This window comes from Pseudomonas sp. F2 (assembly GCF_057174385.1).
Window position 1 is genome coordinate 493,997 of record NZ_CM169904.1, and the last position, 19,763, is coordinate 513,759.

8 protein-coding genes (1 of these 8 cut by a window edge) are annotated in these 19,763 nt (G+C 63.1%); 3 read left to right on the forward strand and 5 right to left on the reverse strand.

What is annotated here, in order from left to right:
* Together AC193Q_RS02170 and AC193Q_RS02175 are read left to right on the forward strand one after the other, a co-directional pair.
* Positions 1 to 7,750 carry the 3' portion of a non-ribosomal peptide synthase/polyketide synthase gene (locus tag AC193Q_RS02170; protein WP_483879093.1) on the forward strand. The gene continues 7,247 nt to the left of window position 1, outside the view, so the window shows 7,750 of its 14,997 coding nt (coding positions 7,248–14,997); its start codon lies beyond the left edge, outside the window; it ends in the stop codon at positions 7,748 to 7,750.
* 67 nt (positions 7,751 to 7,817) lie between these two features.
* Positions 7,818 to 8,777 (forward strand): alpha/beta hydrolase, encoded by a 960-nt coding sequence (locus tag AC193Q_RS02175; protein ID WP_483879094.1) that lies wholly within the window; start codon positions 7,818 to 7,820, stop codon positions 8,775 to 8,777.
* Positions 8,778 to 9,832: 1,055 nt separating this feature from the next.
* Here the strand turns inward: AC193Q_RS02175 and AC193Q_RS02180 are convergent.
* The 5 genes from AC193Q_RS02180 to pvdM all read right to left on the reverse strand — a co-directional run bounded on the left by AC193Q_RS02180 (position 9,833) and on the right by pvdM (position 17,803).
* A complete protein-coding gene (locus AC193Q_RS02180) occupies positions 9,833 to 12,295 on the reverse strand; it encodes a TonB-dependent siderophore receptor (RefSeq protein ID WP_095667048.1) in 2,463 nt (820 codons plus the stop codon).
* 117 nt (positions 12,296 to 12,412) lie between these two features.
* A complete protein-coding gene (locus AC193Q_RS02185) occupies positions 12,413 to 14,062 on the reverse strand; it encodes a cyclic peptide export ABC transporter (RefSeq protein WP_483879095.1) in 1,650 nt (549 codons plus the stop codon).
* Positions 14,063 to 14,209: 147 nt separating this feature from the next.
* Positions 14,210 to 15,118: a dihydropyoverdine dehydrogenase gene (gene pvdO, locus AC193Q_RS02190; protein WP_239779043.1), complete on the reverse strand. Its 909-nt coding sequence runs from the start codon at positions 15,116 to 15,118 to the stop codon at positions 14,210 to 14,212.
* A 37-nt stretch (positions 15,119 to 15,155) separates the two neighbouring features.
* Positions 15,156 to 16,436, reverse strand: a complete 1,281-nt coding sequence (gene pvdN, locus AC193Q_RS02195; protein WP_476283611.1) for a pyoverdine-tailoring periplasmic protein PvdN — start codon at positions 16,434 to 16,436, stop codon at positions 15,156 to 15,158.
* On the reverse strand, positions 16,433 to 17,803 hold the full coding sequence (gene pvdM / locus AC193Q_RS02200; RefSeq protein ID WP_483879096.1) for a pyoverdine-tailoring dipeptidase-like protein PvdM: 1,371 nt from the start codon (positions 17,801 to 17,803) through the stop codon (positions 16,433 to 16,435). The genes pvdN and pvdM overlap by 4 nt, the downstream gene beginning before the upstream one ends.
* A 320-nt stretch (positions 17,804 to 18,123) precedes the next feature.
* Here pvdM and pvdP point away from each other — a divergent pair, with 320 nt between their 5' ends.
* Positions 18,124 to 19,743 (forward strand): pyoverdine maturation tyrosinase PvdP, encoded by a 1,620-nt coding sequence (gene pvdP, locus AC193Q_RS02205; protein WP_483879097.1) that lies wholly within the window; start codon positions 18,124 to 18,126, stop codon positions 19,741 to 19,743.
* Positions 19,744 to 19,763 lie beyond the last annotated feature (20 nt).

The window sequence follows — 19,763 nt, forward strand, 5'->3', positions numbered from 1 at the left end:
CCGCACCCAGGTCAACGATCTGTTGCTGACGGCATTGGCGCGGGTCATCGGCCGCTGGAGCGGGCAGGCGTCGACGCTGATCCAGCTCGAAGGCCATGGTCGCGAAGCACTGTTCGACGGCGTCGATCTGACCCGCACGGTGGGCTGGTTCACCAGCCTGTTCCCGGTGCGCCTGACGCCGGCAGACACGCTTGACGAGTCGATCAAGCAGATCAAGGAACAACTGCGCTCGATCCCCAACAAGGGCATCGGTTTCGGTGCCTTGCGTTACCTCGGTGATGCCGGAGCGCAGCAGCGCCTGCAGGCCTTGCCGAGCCCGCGCATCACCTTCAACTACCTCGGGCAGTTCGACGGCAGTTTCGCCGGCGATGACGCTGCGCTGTTCGTGCCGTCGCCGGACAACGCCGGCCTTGATCAGAGCCCGGAGGCGCCGCTGGGCAACTGGTTGACCCTCAACGGTCAAGTGTATGGCGGCGAGCTGCGGGTGGGCTGGACGTTCAGCCGCGAGCGTTTTGACAGCGCGGTGATCGAAGCACTGGCCGCAGATTACGCCGCAGAACTCGCAGCGTTGATCGGCCATTGCCTGACCCCGGGCGTCGAAGGCCTGACCCCGTCGGACTTCCCGCTGGCCGGCCTGACGCAGGCGCAGCTCGACCAGTTCCCGCTGGCGCCACGCCAGGTCGCCGATGTGTATCCGCTGTCGGCGATGCAGCAGGGCATGTTGTTCCACAGCCTCTACGAGCAGGCCACCGGCGATTACATCAACCAGGTCCGGCTCGATGTCGAAGGCCTCGATCCGCAACGCTTCCAGCAAGCCTGGCAAGCAGCAGTGGACAACCACGACATCCTGCGCAGCAGCTTTGTCTGGCAGGGTGAACTGGCGCGTCCAGTGCAGGTGGTGCACAAGGAACTGGACATGCCGTTCCGCGTCCTCGACTGGCGTGATCGCGACGCTTGTCAGAGCGATCTGAATGCGCTGGCCGCAGCCGAACAGGCGCAAGGTTTCGACTTGAGCCAGGGGCCGCTGTTGCGCATGGTCGTGGTGCGGCTGGACGAGCAGCGCTGCCACTTGATCTACACCAACCACCACATCCTGATGGACGGCTGGAGCAACTCGCAGTTGCTCGGCGAAGTCCTGCAACGCTACAGCGGGGTTGCCCAGCCGCCACTGGCCGGACGTTATCGCGATTACATCGAATGGCTGCAGCGTCAGGACGTGCAGGCCAGCGAGCGTTACTGGACCGTGCAGCTGGCTGACCTGCAAGCGCCGACCTTGCTCGCGCAAGCGTTGCAGGCGCAGCGCGGCGATGCACCGCGCGACGGCCACGGTGAGCATTTCTGCGTGCTCGACGCTGAGCAGACGCGGCGTCTGGGCGAGTTCGCGCGCCAGCAGAAAGTCACCCTCAACACGCTGATTCAGGCGGCCTGGCTGCTGCTGTTGCAGCGCCTGACCGGCCAGCCGTGTGTGGCGTTCGGTGCCACGGTGGCGGGGCGTCCGGCTGAACTCAAAGGGGTCGAGCAGCAGATCGGTCTGTTCATCAACACCTTGCCGGTCATCGCCAGCCCGCAGTCCTCATCGAGCGTTGGCGAATGGTTGCAGAGCGTGCAGGCGCAGAACCTCGCCTTGCGTGAGCATGAGCACACCCCGCTGTTCGATATTCAGCGCTGGGCCGAGCGCAATGGTGAGGCGCTGTTCGACAACATTCTGGTGTTCGAGAACTACCCGGTGTCCGAGGCGCTGGCGCAGGGCGCACCACAAGAACTGCGCTTCGGTGAAATCCACAATCATGAGCAGACCAACTATCCGCTGACGCTGCTGGTGCACCTGAGCGATGAGCTGTCGATGCATTTCAGCTACCAGTGCGAAAGCTTTGCCGCGCACAGCGTGATGCAACTGGCCGGGTATCTGCAGCGCTTGCTCGGGCAGATGAGCGAGTCGGGGGAGCGTTCGCTCAGCGAGCTGAACCTTATCGAGCACAGCCGGCAGGTGAATACCGACTTCTCCACTGATCTGTGCATCCATCAAGCCATCGCCCGCCAAGTGGCAGCTAACCCGGATGCCTTGGCGGTAACCTTTGCCCATAAGCAACTGAGCTTCGCCGCACTGGACGCCCAGGCCAATCGCCTGGCGCACAAACTGCTTGAGTTGGGTGTCGGCCCGGAAGTGCGCGTGGGCGTGGCAATGCCGCGTTCCGAGCAGTTGCTGGTCGCCTTGCTCGCGGTGCTCAAGGCTGGTGGCGCTTACGTGCCGCTGGACCCGGACTACCCGGCGGATCGCGTGGCTTACATGCTCGAAGACAGTCGGGCGCGGGTGTTGCTCACCGAGCAGGCGGTTGCCGCGACCCTGAGCGTGCCGGGCGATACCCAAGTGCTGCTGCTGGATCAGCTTTCGTTGAGCGATTATCCGAGCAGCGCGCCGCAAACATCGGTCGCTCCGGACAACCTCGCCTACGTGATCTACACCTCCGGCTCCACCGGCAAACCCAAAGGCGTGGCGATTGCCCATCGCAACGTCATGGCGCTGATCGACTGGTCGGCCAAGGTCTACCGCCGCGAGGACATTCAAGGCGTACTGGCCTCGACGTCGGTGTGCTTCGACCTGTCGGTGTGGGAGCTGTTCGTCACTCTGGCTAACGGTGGCTCGCTGATCATCGCCCGTAATGCCTTGGAGCTGCCGCACTTGCCGGCCCGCGATCAAGTTCGTTTGATCAACACTGTGCCGTCGGCGATCGCCGCGCTGCAGCGTGCCGGGCAGATTCCGCCAAGCGTGCGCATCATCAATCTGGCGGGTGAACCGCTGAAACAAGCGCTGGTGGAGGCGTTGTATCAGCAGTCGACGGTCGAACACGTTTACGACCTGTATGGCCCGTCGGAAGACACCACTTATTCGACCTGGACCCTCCGGCGTGCTGGCGGTCAGGCGCGGATTGGGCGCGCGCTCGATTACAGCGCCAGTCATCTGCTGGATGCCGATCTGCACGCGGTGCCGCAGGGCGTTTCGGCCGAGCTGTACCTGTCCGGCGCCGGCATCACGCGCGGTTATCTGGGGCGTGCGGCAATGACCGCCGAGCGCTTCGTGCCGAATCCTTTCGGCGGCAACGGCGAGCGCCTGTACCGCACCGGCGACCTGATTCGTCAGCGCGAGGAGGGCGAGCTGGAGTACATGGGCCGGATCGACCATCAGGTGAAGATTCGCGGCTTGCGTATCGAGCTGGGCGAAATCGAAGCACGCCTGCTGGCGCATGCATCCGTGCGTGAGGCGGTGGTCGTGGCCAGCGAAGTGTCGGGCAGTCAGCAACTGATTGCCTATCTGGTGCCGAGCGATCCGGCGATCATCGAGGCCAGCGTCGAGCAACAGGCTGCACTGCAGCAAACCCTCGGCAACTGGCTGGGCGCGACCCTGCCGGATTACATGGTGCCGAGCCACCGCCTGTGGCTGGCGCAGCTGCCGCTGACCCCCAACGGCAAGATCGACCGCAAGCGCCTGCCAGCACTGGAGCTCAGCGCCGCGCAGCTGCATGTCGAACCGGCGAATGCCATTGAGCAGGCGCTGGTGCAGATCTGGAAAGAGGTATTGGGCCTTGAGCAGGTCAGCACCCACGACAGTTTCTTTGCCTTGGGCGGCGATTCGATCATCTCGATTCAGGTGGTCAGTCGCGCCCGTCAGCAAGGGCTGGAGTTGAGCCCGAAAGACCTGTTCCAGCAACCGACCATTCAGCAGCTGGCCCTGTGCGTGCAGGCTGCCGAAGGGCGTGTGGCGCCGGAGCCGGCGCTGATCGACCTGCCGCTGCACGGCTTGAGCGAGGCGCAAGTGGCGCAACTGCCACTGCCGGCCGGGCAACTGGACGGGCTCTATCGCTTGTCGCCGATGCAGCAGGGCATGCTGTTCCTCGGCCTGAATTCGCCGGAATCGGATCTGTACGTCAACCAGTTGAGCGTTCCGGTGGAGGGCCTTGAGCCGCTGCGTCTGCAAGCCGCGTGGGAAACCGTCAGCCGTCGCCACGATATTTTGCGCACCGGTTTCCTTTGGCAGGACATGGCCGAGCCGCTGCAATTTGTGCTCGCCGATCCGCAGTTGCCGTTCAGTCTGCTCGACTGGCGTGAGCGGGATCATTCGGCCGAAGCCTTGCAAGGTCTGGCGGATGCCGAGCGGGCCAAGGGCTTCGACCTTGACCAGCCACCGCTGCAACGCCTGACGCTGGTGCAAGTCGGCGAGCACAGCTATCAGTTGATCTGGACCTACCATCACATTCTGATCGACGGCTGGAGCAGTTCGCAGTTGATCGGTGAGGTGCTGAGCCAGTATTCCGGACGACCACTGGCCGACGCGGTGCCGTATCGCGGTTACATCAACTGGCTGCAACAGCAGGACGCGAACGCCAGCGAAGGTTTCTGGCGTCAGCACCTGAGTCGGCTCGACGAACCGACCTATCTGGCGGACGCGGTGACGCGTACCGGCAGCGGTCGCGGTCACCAGGCGCTGTACAGCCGTCTGGGCGAGGCCCGCACCGAACAGTTGAAAGCCTTTGCCCAGGCGCAGCAGGTCACCCTCAATACCTTGGTGCAGGGCGCGTGGCTGGTGCTGCTCAGCCGTTACAGCGGCCAGCGTTGCGTGGCGTTCGGCGCCACGGTGGCGGGGCGTCCGGCGAGCCTGCCGGCTTCGGAATCGATCCTGGGCCTGTTCATCAACACCTTGCCAGTGATCAAGGACGTGCCGGCCGAGCAGACCGTGGGCGCCTGGTTGCGCGAGTTGCAGGATTTCAACCTGGAGATGCGCGAGCGCGAGTACACCCCGCTGACCGACGTCCAGCGTTGGGGCGGGCGTGCCGGGCAGTCGCTGTTCGACAGCATCATTGTGTTCGAAAACCACCCGATCGATCAGGCGCTGCGCGAGTGGCGCGATGATTCGCTGAAGTTTGGCGAGATCAACAACTCGGGCCTGACCAACTTCCCGATGGACCTGATGGTCACCCTCGAAGACGGGTTGGTGATCGAGTACATGTTCCTGCGCGAACATTTTGATCTGGCGACCGTGGAAGGCATCCGCAGCAACATGGAAGGCCTGCTCACCGCACTGGTTCAGGACGCCGGGCAGGCGCTTGGACGCATCGGTCTGCCAACCGGGCATGTCGCGCCTGCGCCGGAGGTTGTCGCGCAAACGCAGACCACACCGGTGCACCAGCGCATTGCCGGGTGGGCTGCGCAGCGGGCCGAACAAACCGCCGTGATCTTCAATGAGCAAGCCTTCAGCTACGGTCAGATCGACGCGCGGGCCAATCGTCTGGCGCATGCGCTGATCGCCGAAGGTGTCGGTCCGGAAGTGCGGGTCGGTGTGGCCCTGCCACGCAGCGAAAACATGATCGTCGCGCTGTTGGCGGTGCTCAAGGCCGGGGGTGCCTATGTGCCGCTGGACGCGACCTATCCCCGCGAGCGCTTGAGCTATCTGATGCACGATTCGGGCATCGCCTTGCTGCTCAGCGATTCGAGTCTGCGTCAGGTGCTGCCGACCCAGGCCAACCTGCAGGTGCTGGAACTCGATCAGCTGGATCTGCGTGCTCAGCCGGATTCGGCGCCGCAGGTGGCGGTGCAGCCGGGCAACCTGGCCTACGTGATCTACACCTCCGGCTCAACCGGTCAGCCGAAAGGTGTCGGCGTGGCGCACGGGCCGCTGGCGATGCACTGCCAGGCGATCGGTCAGCGTTACGAAATGAGCGCGGCCGATTGCGAGTTGCACTTCATGTCGTTCGCCTTCGACGGCGCGCATGAGCGCTGGCTGACCACCCTCACACACGGCGCTCGTTTGCTGATTCGCGACGATAAGCTGTGGACGGCCGAACAAACCTTTGACGCCCTGCATCAGCATGGCGTGAGCGTGGCCGCGTTCCCGCCGGTGTACCTGCAGCAACTGGCCGAACACGCCGAACAACACGGCAATCCGCCGCCGGTACGGATCTACTGCTTCGGCGGGGATGCGGTGCCGGTGGCAAGTTTCGAACTGGCCAAACGCGCACTGCAACCGCAGTACATCATCAACGGCTATGGCCCGACCGAAACGGTGGTCACGCCGCTGATCTGGAAGGCCGCGGTCGACGATCAATGCGGCGCGGCCTATGCGCCAATCGGCAGCGTGGTCGGCGAGCGCACGGGTTATGTGCTCGACAGCGACCTCAATCCGCTGCCGGCCGGCATTGCCGGTGAGTTGTACCTGGGTGGTGCGTTGGCGCGCGGTTATCTGGGACGCGCCGGTGGCACCGCCGAACGTTTCGTTGCCAACCCGTTCAGCGCCGACGGCAGTCGCCTGTACCGCACCGGCGACCTGGTGCGCCAGCGTGCCGACGGCACCGTCGACTATCTCGGGCGGATCGACCATCAGGTGAAGATCCGTGGTTTCCGCATCGAGCTGGGTGAAATCGAAGCGCGCCTCAAGCAGCAGCCGGGCGTGCGTGACGCCGCCGTGGTGGCCCGCGAGGGTGTCAGCGGCAAGCAACTGCTCGGCTATGTACTGGCCGCTACCGACACGCCGGCCGACGGTTTGGGCGAGCGTCTGCGCGAGCAACTAAAGGCCAGCTTGCCGGATTACATGGTGCCGGCACACTTGATGGTACTTGAATGCATGCCGCTGACGCCGAACGGCAAGCTCGACCGCAAGGCCTTGCCGAATCCGGACGCCGAACAGCGTCTGGCCTATGTCGAACCGCGCACCGAGCTGGAAAAAGCCCTGGCGAAGATCTGGCAGGAAGTGCTGAAAATCGAACGGGTCGGGCTCACCGACAATTTCTTCGAGCTGGGTGGCGATTCGATCCTCAGCCTGCAAGTGGTGGCCCGCAGCCGCGCGCTCAAGGCTCAGGGCCTGAGCCTGAAACTGCGCGATCTGATGCAGAAACCGAGCATCGGCGAACTAGTGGCCAGCGTTCAGGGCACGGCGGAAAAAGCCTCCGGGTTGCTGGCGATGAATGCCGAGGTCAAGGGCGTGGCGCCGCTGTTCTGCCTGCATGCCGGATTCGGCACGGTGTTCGACTACGAGCCGCTGGCGCGCCGTTTGAGCGGTCGGCGTCAGGTATTGGCGATTCAGTCGCGGATGCTGCTGGATCCGGCGTTCAACGACACCTCGCTGCAGGAAATGGCCAGTGAGTATCTGGCGCAGATTCGCCAGAAACAGCCGCAGGGGCCGTATCACCTGCTGGGCTGGTCGCTGGGCGGTACGCTGGCGATGTTGATCGCCGCGCAACTGGAGCAGGCCGGGCAACAGGTCAAGTTTGTCGGGCTGGTCGATAGCTTCGTGCCGTCGGCAGCGGTCGACGCCGGGGCGGTCGATGACTGGCAAGCCGACCTGCGCGACTTCCTGCAGGTGACGTTGCCGGACGCCGCACCGGGCTTGTCCATCGACGGTGAAGAAACGCCGCACAACCTGCGCGCGCTGTTCCAGCGTGCCATGAGTGCCGAGCGCGGGGCGTCGACTTACGTGGCACTGGGTGCCGATGAACTGGCGCATGTGTTCAGCGTGGCGCGCCGGCTCAAGCAGTTGTCGCTCAAGCTTGAGCGCTGTGCGCCGCTGACCGTCAACCCGGTGTGCTGGTGGACCCTGGGACGTGAAGTCGAGGCTCTGGAGCTGGCGGCGCAACTGGGTCAGCCGGGCATGGGCGGCGAATGGCTGGATTGCGGGCACTTCCAGATCCCGCGTGATGAAACTTTCCTGTCCGAGGCTGAAGAAATGCTCGGCCAGATCGTTGAATCAGTAGTCATGTCCTGAAACCTGCTGTGAAAGCCAAGTAAAAGCGATCGGGCGCTGCTGGCGCCCGATCGCTTTGGAGATTTGAATGTCATTGAATCCTGATATCGCCGCATTTCTGCAACTGGTCGGCAACGGCCGGGCCAGTGGCAAACGCGTCGGCATGCATGAGTTGAGCCCGACCGAAGCCCGCGAACAATTCGATCAGTCATCGTTGCTGATGGACGCCGGCGGTGAAGAACTGGTCGTGGTGGATGAGCTGCAATTGCCAGCGCGTGACGGTTCACTGTTGAACGCACGGATCTACAGTAACCATGCGTTGCAGGCGGGCGCCGGTCGTCCGGCGCTGTTGTATTTCCATGGTGGCGGCTATGTGGTCGGCAGCCTCGACTCGCATGATTCGCTGTGCCGCGCGCTGGCCTCGCTGGCCGATTGCGTGGTGCTGTCGGTGGCGTACCGACTGGCGCCGGAACATCGTTTTCCGACAGCGGCCGATGACGCCCGCGATGCCTGGGACTGGCTGGTGGCGAGTGCTGCAGATCTGGGCATCGACACGGCGCGACTGGCGATTGCCGGTGACAGCGTCGGTGGCAGTCTGGCCACGGTGCTGGCTGCGCAACTGACGGCTGCCGCTGAGCAGCCGCGCTTGCAGGTGCTGATTTATCCGGTCACCGATGCCAGTCGCAGCACGCCGTCGATCGAGCGTTTCGCCGAAGGCTATCTGCTGGAGAAGGCTTCGCTGCAGTGGTTCTACGCGCACTATCAGCGTGATGCCAGCGATCGTTTTGATCCACGTTTTTCGCCGTTGCTCGGCGATGTTCCGGCCGATGTCGCGCCGGTGTTGATGGTGTTGGCCGAGTGTGATCCGTTGCACGATGAGGGGGTGGCTTATGCCCGGCATTTGCAGGCGGCGGGGGTTGCTGTGGAGCTGAAGGTTTATAAGGGGATGACCCACGACTTCATGCGTATGGGGGCGATTGTTGATGAGGCTGAGGAGGCGCTGGGGTTGATTGCTGGGCGCTTGGTGGAGGTGTTTGATTTGGCTTGACCGGGGTGGGGGGGAATATCCGTTGCTGCGGTGACGGCCACCTAGGGTTCCGCCCTGACGGCGGGTCACTTTGGCAAAAGCCCCAAAGTAACCAAAGGGCTTTACCCTGACGTTCGGCCCTCGCTTAGGCTCGGGTTCCTTCGCTGCGGGATTCATCCGGGGGGCAGCGCCTACGGTTTGCTTCGCTGCACCTCCTCTCGCTGTGTTTGGCTGCGCCAAACGGTCGCTGCGCTCCCACCCCCGGATAAATCCCTCCACTCAGCCTGCCGACGGGCCCTCAGATCAAGAGCGGTACTCGAGCTAACGCTCATCGTGTTGAGTGGGGCGGCTTCGCCGCATGGGGTGTGCACGAATAAAGTTGTGGGAGCTGGCTTGCCAGCGAAGGCGGCCTGACAGCCGACCAATTTCTGACTGAAAACACCCGATCCCACTGTGGGAGCTGGCTTGCCAGCGAAGGCGGCCTGACAGCCGACCAATTTCTGACTGAAAACACCCGATCCCACTGTGGGAGCTGGCTTGCCAGCGATGGCGGCCTGACAGCCGATCAATTTCTATCTGAATACACCCAATCCCCTGTAGGAGCTGCCGAAGGCTGCGATCTTTTGATCTGCTTTGGCTTTGGCTTTGGCTTTGGCTTTGGCTTTGGCTTTGGCTTTGGCTCTTGATCTGGCTTTTGATCTTCAGCCCCTTCGGCAGGCCGAGCGTAGGTGTTTATCCGGGGGATAGGCGCGCAGCGCCGTGCGGCGAAGCCGCATGCATCGAGAGGAGGTGCAGCGAAGCAAACCGTAGGCGATGCCCCCGGATGGGCACCGTAGCGAGGGAACACTGAGCCTCAGCGAAGTGCCGTACGCCGGGGCAAAGCCTTTTGGGTTACCTTTTCGGCGTCTGGAAAAGGTGACTCGCTGTAAGAGCGAAACCGCCAGCGGCAGCACCCGCAGAAACGGATATACACCCAAAACCCCAAGAGCCTGGTCGGCCCAAAGGCCGCCAAGCCCCAATCAGTCCCCCAAAAAAAACGCCAGCAAATGCCGGCGTTTCAGTGAGCGCTAAACGTATTACCAGTTGTAGGTCACGTCAGCAGTCATGGTCCGGCCTTCGCCGTAGTAGCAATCGAGGGTACCGTTGCACGCTGCCACATATTTCTCGTCGGTGAGGTTTTGCAGGTTGGCTTGCAGCTTCACGCCTTTGACATGCAGCGGCGATTTTTCCAGGTCGTAGGAGACCATGGCGTCATACACGGTGTAGGACGGAATCTGGAACGAGTCCGACTCGTAATCGGAACCGTAGCTGCTGCGCACGTAGCGGGCGCCCAGGCCCATGCCGAAACCGGCGAGGGCGGTGGAGATGTCGAAGTCGTAGTTGACCCACGCGGAGGCAGTCAGTGGTGGACGCATGGCCAGGGTGCGACCTTCGCGACCGTCGTTGTCTTTCTCCCACTTGGTCTGGTTACGCGACACCGCCGCCAGCACGCGCAGGTTGCGGGTGACGTTGACCTTGCCTTCCAGCTCGATACCGCGCGAACGCACGGAGCCGCTCTGGGTGCTGAAGCCCGGGTTGTTGAGGTCGGTGGTGAGCATGTTGTCCTGGTCGATCTGGTACGCCGACAGCTGAATGAAGCCGTCGATCGACTTCGGCTCGTACTTGACGCCGACTTCGTACTGCTTGCCGGTGGTCGGTTCGAAGGCGCTGCCGCTCATGTCGGTACCGGTTTGCGGCAGGAACGATTCGGCGTAGCTGACGTACGGTGTGATGCCGTTGTCGAACTCGTAGCCGAGGCCGGCACGCCCGGTGAACTTTTCGTCCTTCTGGTTGCTGTGGCCGCCGCTCAGCGGTTGCTTGTTGTCGGTTTCGGCGAAGTCATACCGACCGCCGAGGGTCAGGAACCACTGGTTCCAGCGCAGTTGATCCTGAGCGTACAGGCCGGTCTGGGTGATGGTGTTGTCCCACTTGTACGGCTGGCGGAAATTGATCTGGCTGCCATACACCGGGTTGTACAGGTCCAGACCTGGAGCGGTGCGGTCGTACAGGCCGAGGAATTTCGAATTGTAGTGGTAGTAGTCCACGCCCAGCAGCACGGTGTGCTCGACATCGGCGGTGTTGAACTTGGCCTGGGCGATGTTATCGATGCCGTAGACCTTGTTGTGCTGCGACCAGTCCACCGCATAACGGCTCTGGTAGCTGCCGTCGTTGAGGCCGGTGACCGGGTTGGTCGGGAACGCATAACCGTGCAGCGGCGCCACGTACTGGTCGTTGATGTCGGCGTAACGCGCGTTCTGCTTCAGGGTCCAGACGTCGTTGAGTTCGTGGGCAATCTCGTAACCGACCACGAACTGCTCGCGGTGGTACTTGTTCACGTCCGGCTCGCCGAGGAACAGGCTGCGGCTGATGCGCCCGGCCTGGCTGCGATGCACGGTGCCGTTGGCCGGCAGGCCTTGGGCTTCCGGTACGTCGTGGTCTTTCTGGTACTGACCGAACACGGTGATGGTGGTCTGATCGTTAGGCAGCCAGGTCAGGCTTGGCGCCAGCAGCATGCGGTTCTGGCTGGCGTAGTCGATGGCCGAGCCGCTGTCGTTGACCACGCCGGTCAGGCGATAGAGGAATTCGCCCTGATCATCGATCGGGCCGCCGAGGTCGAAGGCACCGTACTTGCGGTCATAGCTGCCGCCACCGAGCTTCACTTCGTGCAGCGGGGTCGCGGTCGGACGCTTGCTGACCATGTTGACGATACCGCCAGGCTGGTTCTGGCCGTACAGCACCGAGGCCGGGCCCTTGAGCACTTCGACGCGCTCCAGGGTGTACGGGTCGATCTGCAGCGAACCGCCGGTGCTGCCGCCGCCGTAAGGCATGTGCAGGCCGTCGAGGTACAGCGGAGTAGGGGAGAAGCCACGGGATGTCGGTTCGTCGAAGATCTTCACCCGGTCCGAGAAACCGCCGCCGGTCATGCCCGGCGTGTATTGCAGAGCTTCGGTGACGGTCTTCGAGCCGCGCATCTTGATTTCGTCTTGAGTGACGACGTTGATGGTCTGCGGGATTTCCTTGAGCGACGAATCGGTCTTCGAACCGGTGGCGCTGCGTTTGGCGACGATCCCGTCTACCGGGCCCCAAGCCGATTCTGCCGTGGCGGAAATGCTGGTCGGGGCCAGATCGAGGCTGGCGCCACCGCTGCTGCGCGAACGCAAGGCGACGTTGTTGCCCTCGACGCTGTAGGCGATGTTCGTGCCTTGCAGCAGTTGCGCGATGGCGGCGGTCGGTTCCAGGTTGCCACTGACCGTGCTGCTGCGCAGACCGCTGACCTCATCCGGGCTGTACAGCACTTGGAGGTTGGTCTGGCGACCGAATTCCTGCAGCGCGCTCCCCAGCGACTGTGCAGGAATATTGATCGCCACGGCAGCGGCCTGGGCCTGGCCGGCCATCGGTACGGTCAGGGCCATGGCGCAGAACGCTGGCAGGGTGCAACGGAAGGAGCGGCGGATCAGCAGGGCCTTGGCGAGCGGGTGGAGTCCGTGCGGTGCGGGCATTGTTCTTCTACTCTTCAAAGTGTTGACTGAGAACTATTTCTATTAACTGTTAGTAAGACGTTGAGCCTTCCGAAAACCGGAAAGCTCACTGCCATTTTTTTTACAAATTTTTCACAGTCAGGCGGGTTGCAGCTCAGTGACCACTTTGCCGGCGCTCATGCGCACCAGTTGGTCGGCGACATCGAAGTAACGATCGTCGTGGGAAATGACGATGATGGTCTTGCCCAGACGCTTCAGGTCCGGCAGCAGCTCGGTGTAGAAAATCCGCCGGAAGGTCGGGTCCTGATCGGCGGCCCACTCGTCGAACACCAGCACCGGACGCTCCTCCAGCCAGGCGTTGATCAGGGCCAGACGCTTGCGCTGGCCGGTGGACAGGTCGGTGGTGGTGAACGAGCCGTCACGCACACTGACCTTGTGCGCAATTTCCAGGCGCTCCAGGTATTTGTTGGCGTCTTCCGGGATATGGGTGTCGCCCTGAACCACGTCGTCGAACAGGTAATAGTCGGCGAAAATCGTGGTGAACAACTGGCGGTAATCGTCGCGGTTGCTGGCGTCGACGAGCTGCTGGTTGAGGCGGATTTCGCCTTGCTGTGGCGCGTACAGACCCAGCAGCAATTTGATCAGCGTGGTCTTGCCGCAGCCGTTTTCGCCGACGATGAAAATGATGTCGCCCTGTTCGATTTTCAGGTTTACCGGCCCCAGCCGGAACGGCTTGGCGCCTTCTACCGTCGGGAAACTGTAAGAGACATCAGTCAGTTCCAAACTGTGCACCGGGGTCTTTTGATGGCCCTGATCGCTGAGCAACAGGTGCGGTTCGGGCGAGGAAAACTGCTCGGACAGATCGGCAATGCGGCGGAACGCGATCTGCGCGCGACTGACGATCGGCAAGGTGCCGATGATGTGTTCCAGCGGCCCTTTCATGTACAGCAGCACCAGCACGAAGCCGCTCATCACCGCTTTGTCGGCGCTCGGCCACAGCGATTGCAGGCCCAGCGCCAGGCCGATCACCACGAAGAACAGCATCGAACCCAAAGTCTTGGCGACCACGAAAATGTTTACCGAACGCACCTGCGTCGCGCAGATCTTGTCTGCCGTGCCTTCGATGCCCGAGACAAACATGCGATGCCGGCGCGGGCGGTGGATGCGCAGTTCCTTGGCGCCCTCGGCGACCGCGTGGTAGTGCTTCTGCAGCTCGTCTTCGTAGTCGCGGGCCTTGAGGAAACCCTGCATGCCGCGCCCGCGCGCGATGTACTGAATGACCGTGCCGATCAGGATCGCCACCGCCATCATCAGGAACATCGGCCACGACAACATCGCCAGGTAGCCCATGCAACCGAGGGTCACGGTCAGGGAAATCGCCAGCGGCGCAAAGGCGAAAGCGAAGTCGCTGATGGTGTCGACGTCGTGGGTCAGCACCGGAATCAGCCGATGGCTGCGGTAGCGCTCGATCTGCTCGATCGGCGCCGAGAGGACTTTCTCGCCGAGCTCTTTGCGCAATGTGGCGATGATGTGCTGGCCGACGAAATTGGTGCCGATGTCGGAAAAGATCGAGCTGGTCAGCGCCAGCAGGCACAGGCCGGCGAACACCGCGACCATGGTGCTGGTCAGTGCGCCCTCGGCGTGCAGCACATTGTTGATGGTCGCCAGCAACGCGGTGACGCTCAGGCCACCGACCATGCCGAGCAGGATCGACACGCTGACGATCAGTCGAAAGGGTTTGAGCAGGGCGAACAATTCATTGATCACCCCGCGTGTTGGTTTGCTCATGGAGGTTCCCTGCTTGAAGGAGCGGCGAACACCGGCACTGCGCGTGGGGTTCGCCTGGATGACGTAGAGAGCGGCGGGCGCGCCATGGAGGATCGCGCCCACCTGTAGAACGACTGGCGGGATGGCTAATTTAGCCGGGCGATGGCCTTACAGATCGCGGGCGACCCGGAAGCCGATCCAGTCGCCACGGGTGTCGGTGTAGGTGGCGTTGCGGTTGCCCGAGCGCGAAAACACCGGGGCCTCGCCCCAGTCGTTGCCCCGGATGCGCCGCACTTCGCACTTGCCGCTGAGCCAGGCACTGCCATCGCTTGGCGCGCCGACGTAGTTGTCGTTGTAGCAATCGGCGGTCCACTCATAAATATTGCCGTGCATGTCGTAGACGCCGAAGGCGTTGGCCGGGAAGCTGCCGGCCGGCGCGGTGAAGTTGTAGCCATCAGCGGCGCCGTAGGTGTTGGCGTGTTTGGCGATGCTGTATTCCTTGCCTTCATCGAACGGGAAGGGGAAGGGCCCCGTGCTGCCGGCGCGGGCGGCGTATTCACGCAGCGATTCGCTGACCAGTCGATAGGGCTGGCCGGTCTTCTTCGACAGCCAGGCCACGTAAGCTTCGGCCTCCGGGAAATCCATGCACACCGCCGGGTGCTTGTCGGTGTACTGCTTGCGCGGGTCGCTGCCCTGATAATCCGGGATCCCGGCCTTGCACGCGCGACCGGGGCGCGTGTCGCCGTCGGGCATCTTGTAGCCGCTGTCCTTGAGGTAGGCGTCCCACTCGCCGCGCAGAATCTGGAAACGGCTGATCGCCAGCGGTTTGGCAAACGTCACCGGGTGCATCGGCCCTTCATCCGGCTCGCGGCCAACCTCATCCTCCGGGGTGCCCATGGTAAACGTGCCGGTGGGCAGCACGACCATTTCCGGGCAGTCCTTGCAGTCCTTGAACACCTTGCCCGGCGCAGGCGGGGTGGCGGCCTGCGCGGCACCCGGCAGCAGGCCGGCGGCGAGGGCGGTGAGCATCAGCGCCGGCAGCGCTTTCAAGGAAAATCGACGCAGTTCACTGTTCATTGCGAGTCTCGCTAAAAGGAAAAAGGGAGCGTCCGGGTCAAAGGGCCTGATCGAGCACGGCCAGCAAACGGTCGATTTGCTCTTCGTCGTTGAGCAGCCCCGGTGCGGTGCGGATCACCGGGCCGACGTCGCGGTGCACGGCATCGGCCACCACCCGGTTGGCCATCAGGTGCGCGGCGATCTTGTCGCTGTCCTTGCCCTTGACCCGGAAGAAGGTGAAACCGGCGGACAGCTCAGGGCTCAGCGGCGTGACCAGTTCGATCTGCGGACGTTGCTGCAGGCGTTGTTTCAGGTAGCTGTTGAGCGCGTGAATGCGCGCCTCGACCTCGGCCTTGCCCAGCTCAAGATGCAATTTGAACGCTTCGTCCAGCGCCCAGCGGTGTTCGAACGAGTGGTAGCCGCCGGGCGTCATGGTGGTGGAAAACGCCGTGGCTTCGGAGAACGTCGGAATGATCGGGGTCACGTACCTGACTTCGGCGAAGCGGCTGCAGACGATGCCGGTGCCGCGTGGGCCGAACATCCACTTGTGGGTGCCGGCGATGAAGAAGTCGCAGTTCATTTGCGCGAAGTTCAGGTTGTCTACGCCGAAGCCATGCACCCCGTCGACCACGTAAACGATGCGCTCGGCGTCGCTGCGCCCACGGTTGTGCCGGTCGACGATGGCGCCGATTTCACCGATGGGCAGTTTCATGCCGCTGCCCGAATGCACCCAGCACATGCCCAGCACCCGGGTCTCGGGACGGATGGCGCTGTCGATGGCAGCAAGGATTTCTGCTTTGCTCGCGTTGTACGGATCCTTGAACAGGCGAATCTTGCGCACCCGGGTGCCGTCGCGTTCGGTGCGCAGGGCGAGGATGGTGTGGGTCGCGTAGTGCTCGTGTTCGGTGGTGAGGATTTCCTGATCGGGGCGCACGTGCACGCCGCCGTAGATCGTCGCCAGACCTTCGGTGGTGCTGCCGGTCAGGGCGATCTGTCTGGCGTCGGCTTGCAGATAGCGACCGGCCCAGACCCGCACGTTCTCTTCGCGCTGTTCGATCACGCCGTGGTCCCAATCCATGGCCAGGCCGGGATTGTTGTCGAGGGCGGCGCGGTGCCGCTCAATCGCCTCGCGCACCGGTTTCGGGTGTGAGGTGATCAGAAAGTTGGAGAAGTGCAGATACGCCGGATCCTGATCGAACAGCTGCTGCAACTGCGCCCACTTGTTGCCAGTCACGGGCGCAGCGCTCGCGGCACCGGCGACATTCGGCAGGCTCGCGCCCAGTGGCAGCGCCGCCGCGAGAATCCCCGCCTGCTTCAAGAACTCACGACGATTGCTCATGGCTTGGCAGTTCCCGGCGCAGCGGCCAGGGCCGGTTTCGCGGCTTTCTCGACCTGATCCCAAACCCGCAGGAAGTTGCCGCCCCAGAGCTTGGCGATGTCCGCTTCGGAGTAACCGCGCGAGATCAGCTCGGCGGTGACGTTGCGAATTTCGCCGACGTTCTCGAAGCCTTTGACGCCGCCACCTTCGTTGAAGTCGGAGCTGATGCCGACATGGTCGATGCCGATCTTGCGCACCGCGTAATCGATGGCATCGCCCAGATCCTTGAGGCTGGCTTTCGGTTCCTCTTCGAGGATCGCGTACAGGCGACTGGCGTACTGGCCGAACTTCTGCTCCGACCACGCGGCAATGATCGGGTCGCCCGGCATCAACGCCATCGCCAGGTTCGGCAGCGGCGGCAGGTCGAAGTCCTTGCGCATCGCGTTGAGCTTGTCCTGGGTTTGCTGGGTGAGCGGACGCAGGTACTGCGAAAACGCAACGATCTGCACCACGCCGCCGCTGTTTTTGATCAGTTGCATTTCCTTGTCGCTGAGGTTGCGCGGAATGTCGACCATCGCGCGCGGCGCCGAATGCGAGGCCACCAGCGGCGTGCGGCTCAGTTGCGCAACTTGTTCGAGGGCCTTGGTCGACATTTGCGAGACGTCGATGATCACGCCCAGATCGTTGAGGCGCTTGACCGCTTGCTTGCCCAGATCCGAGAGGCCGTCGAGGGCGTCCGGCGAATCATTGAGAAATGGCAGCGGTCGCGACGAATCCGCCCAGTCGTTGTTGCCGATGTAGCTGAAGCCGAACATGCGCATGCCGCGCGCCGTCCACAGGTCCAGCAGGTTGAGGTCGTGGCCCAGCGGATAGGCGTTGAGCATGCTGATGAAAATCGCGAATTTGCCTTCGCCGTGCAAGCGCCGGAAGTCGTCGGGGGTGTAGGCGATGGCGACCTGATTGGGGTAATCGCGAACCATGCCGGAGATGATCTTGAAGCGGATCTCCTGCTGGTTGCGTGCCTCGTCAACGAAGCCGGGGGTCGGCTTGTGCGGGGCGTTCGGGCCGTTCCACATTTCCGGCCAGCCGAAGATGGTCAGCGCGGCGCCGGACAGGCGTCCACGGCTGGCCTTGGCCAGATCGAACTGGCCGTCGCCGTCCTTGTCGGCCTCGTGGCCGTCGGTGCCGAAATTTTGCGTCAGGCTGACATGGCTGTCGAAAGACAGCATGCGTTCGTGCAGCTCATCGGCCTGCTTCATGACTTTGGCCGGGTAGCCGAGGTCGTCCTTGAACCAGTGGTGCCACACGGCAAAGCCTGCACCGGCGCCGATCGCCAGGGCCAACGGCAGGCCGATGAATAGAGCCTTTTTCGAACGTGGTTTTGTCATTGCCATCTCAGTCAGGTTCGCCATCGAGGTGCAGGCGCGGGGGCCTTCGCTATCTGGGAAGAACGAGTGGATGGCGGCAAAATTTAAGCCTGGTGCTGTGGCGAGGGGATTTATCCCCGATCGAGGGCGAAGCGCTCGCAAAGCCTGCCAGCGCTGTCCCTTCTAGTGTCGCCGGCAGCGTCGGATGGGAGTTGCTTCGCAACTCATCGGGGATGAATCCCCTCGCCACGGGTCATCATCGCCGGGCGCGTTAAATTTGCCGGGGCAACAAACGTTCTAGCTTGGATAAAGCCTGCTTCATGGCTGACACAGGTAGGGCAATGAAGATTTCTCGACGATGGTTCATGGCGGGTCTGGCGCTGACCGGCGCTGCCGTGCCTGCGGCGTATTTCGGGCATCGTGAATGGACGAAGCCGGACCCGACGATCACCCCGGGCGAAGCGTCTTTCGACGTCGCGGACAGGGCCGGGCAGCGCTTGGCAAATGCGTTGCGCGGGGTGTGGGATATCCGTTTCGAAGGTGCCGATGCCGGCCTCGAGGGCTTGCCGCTCAAGGGTCTGCAAGTGTTTCTCGACATCGGCCAGAAGGGGCGCGGGGTGTGCGGTTTTCTCGACACGTCCGAGCGCCTGCGTTCCGCTGAAACACCGCGTTATCGAATTCTGGGCGACCTCGCGAAAGCCGATGCGGCGAAGCTGAGCTGGCGCCTGATTGGCGTCGATGGCCAGATCAGCTATGAGCTGGAGATGATCCTCGATGAGGTCTGGGCCGACTTCGGCAATGCCGGCAGTGGCACCCTCAGCGGCAAGGCCTTGCGCCTGGACCGGTCGCTGGCTTTGCCGGCGCAGGACAACCGCTTTGTCGCCGTCAAGCGGCTGTTTCCCGAAGCGCGCGAGCGCACGCCGCTCAACCCGACGTTGCTGGCGTGGTTGATCTCGCCCGAGCATCGCCTGTTTCACCAGTTGTGGCATGCGACCCGGGACAAGTGGCACAAGCTGCCCGAGGACAAACGCGAAGCCTTGCGCGGTATCGGCTGGCAGCCCGGCCCGCGCGACAAGGAGCGCGATGCCCGTGGCCCGCGCAAGGATCGCAATGGTTCGGGCGTGGACTTTTTCTTCATGCACCGGCACATGCTCGGGACGGCGCGGTCGATGCAGGATCTGCCGTCGTGGGAATTCTTCCCGCTGCCGCAGCCGGAGCTGATCCGCGATCGCGTCGGCTTCGCCCGCTATTTCGACAACCACGACGGCTCAGCCTTGCCACCCACCTGGACGGCGGCGGGCGATGACGAATTCAGCCAATGGGTCAGCGACATCAAGACCGCCGAAACCTACGAAAGCAACTTCCAGGTCTGGGAGTCGCAGTACCGCGATCCGGCGTATCTGGCCCGGCTCACCCTCGGCCAGTTTGGCTCCGAAGTCGAACTGGGCCTGCACGACTGGCTGCACATGCGCTGGGCCTCCGTGCCGCGCGATCCGTCCAACGGTCAGCCGGTGCCGTTTGCCCGCGATCCGGCGGACTTCGCGGCCCGCTGGTACAACGCCGAAAACGACTTCCTTGGCGATCCGTTTTCTTCCCACGTCAACCCGACGTTCTGGCATTTCCATGGCTGGATCGATGATCGCATCGAGGACTGGTTCCGCGCCCACGAGCGTTTCCACCCGGGCGAAGTCACGCGGCTGCAGGTCAATGGCGTGCCATGGTTTGCCCCGGGGCGCTGGGTGGAAGTCGACGACCCGTGGCTCGGGCCGATCACCCATGGTTGCAGTACCACGCCGGGATTGCAGGTGGGCAAGTCGATGGAGATGGATCCGGAAACCATGAAGCTGGCGCTGCGCATCACCTTTATCAGCGACGAGGAAAAACTCGCCGGCCTGTTCCGCCGCGTGCCGCAACGCCCATGGTATGCGCGCAATCTGAAGGCTAAAACCAGCCCGGCTTGAGGGCTGCGTCATCGATCATG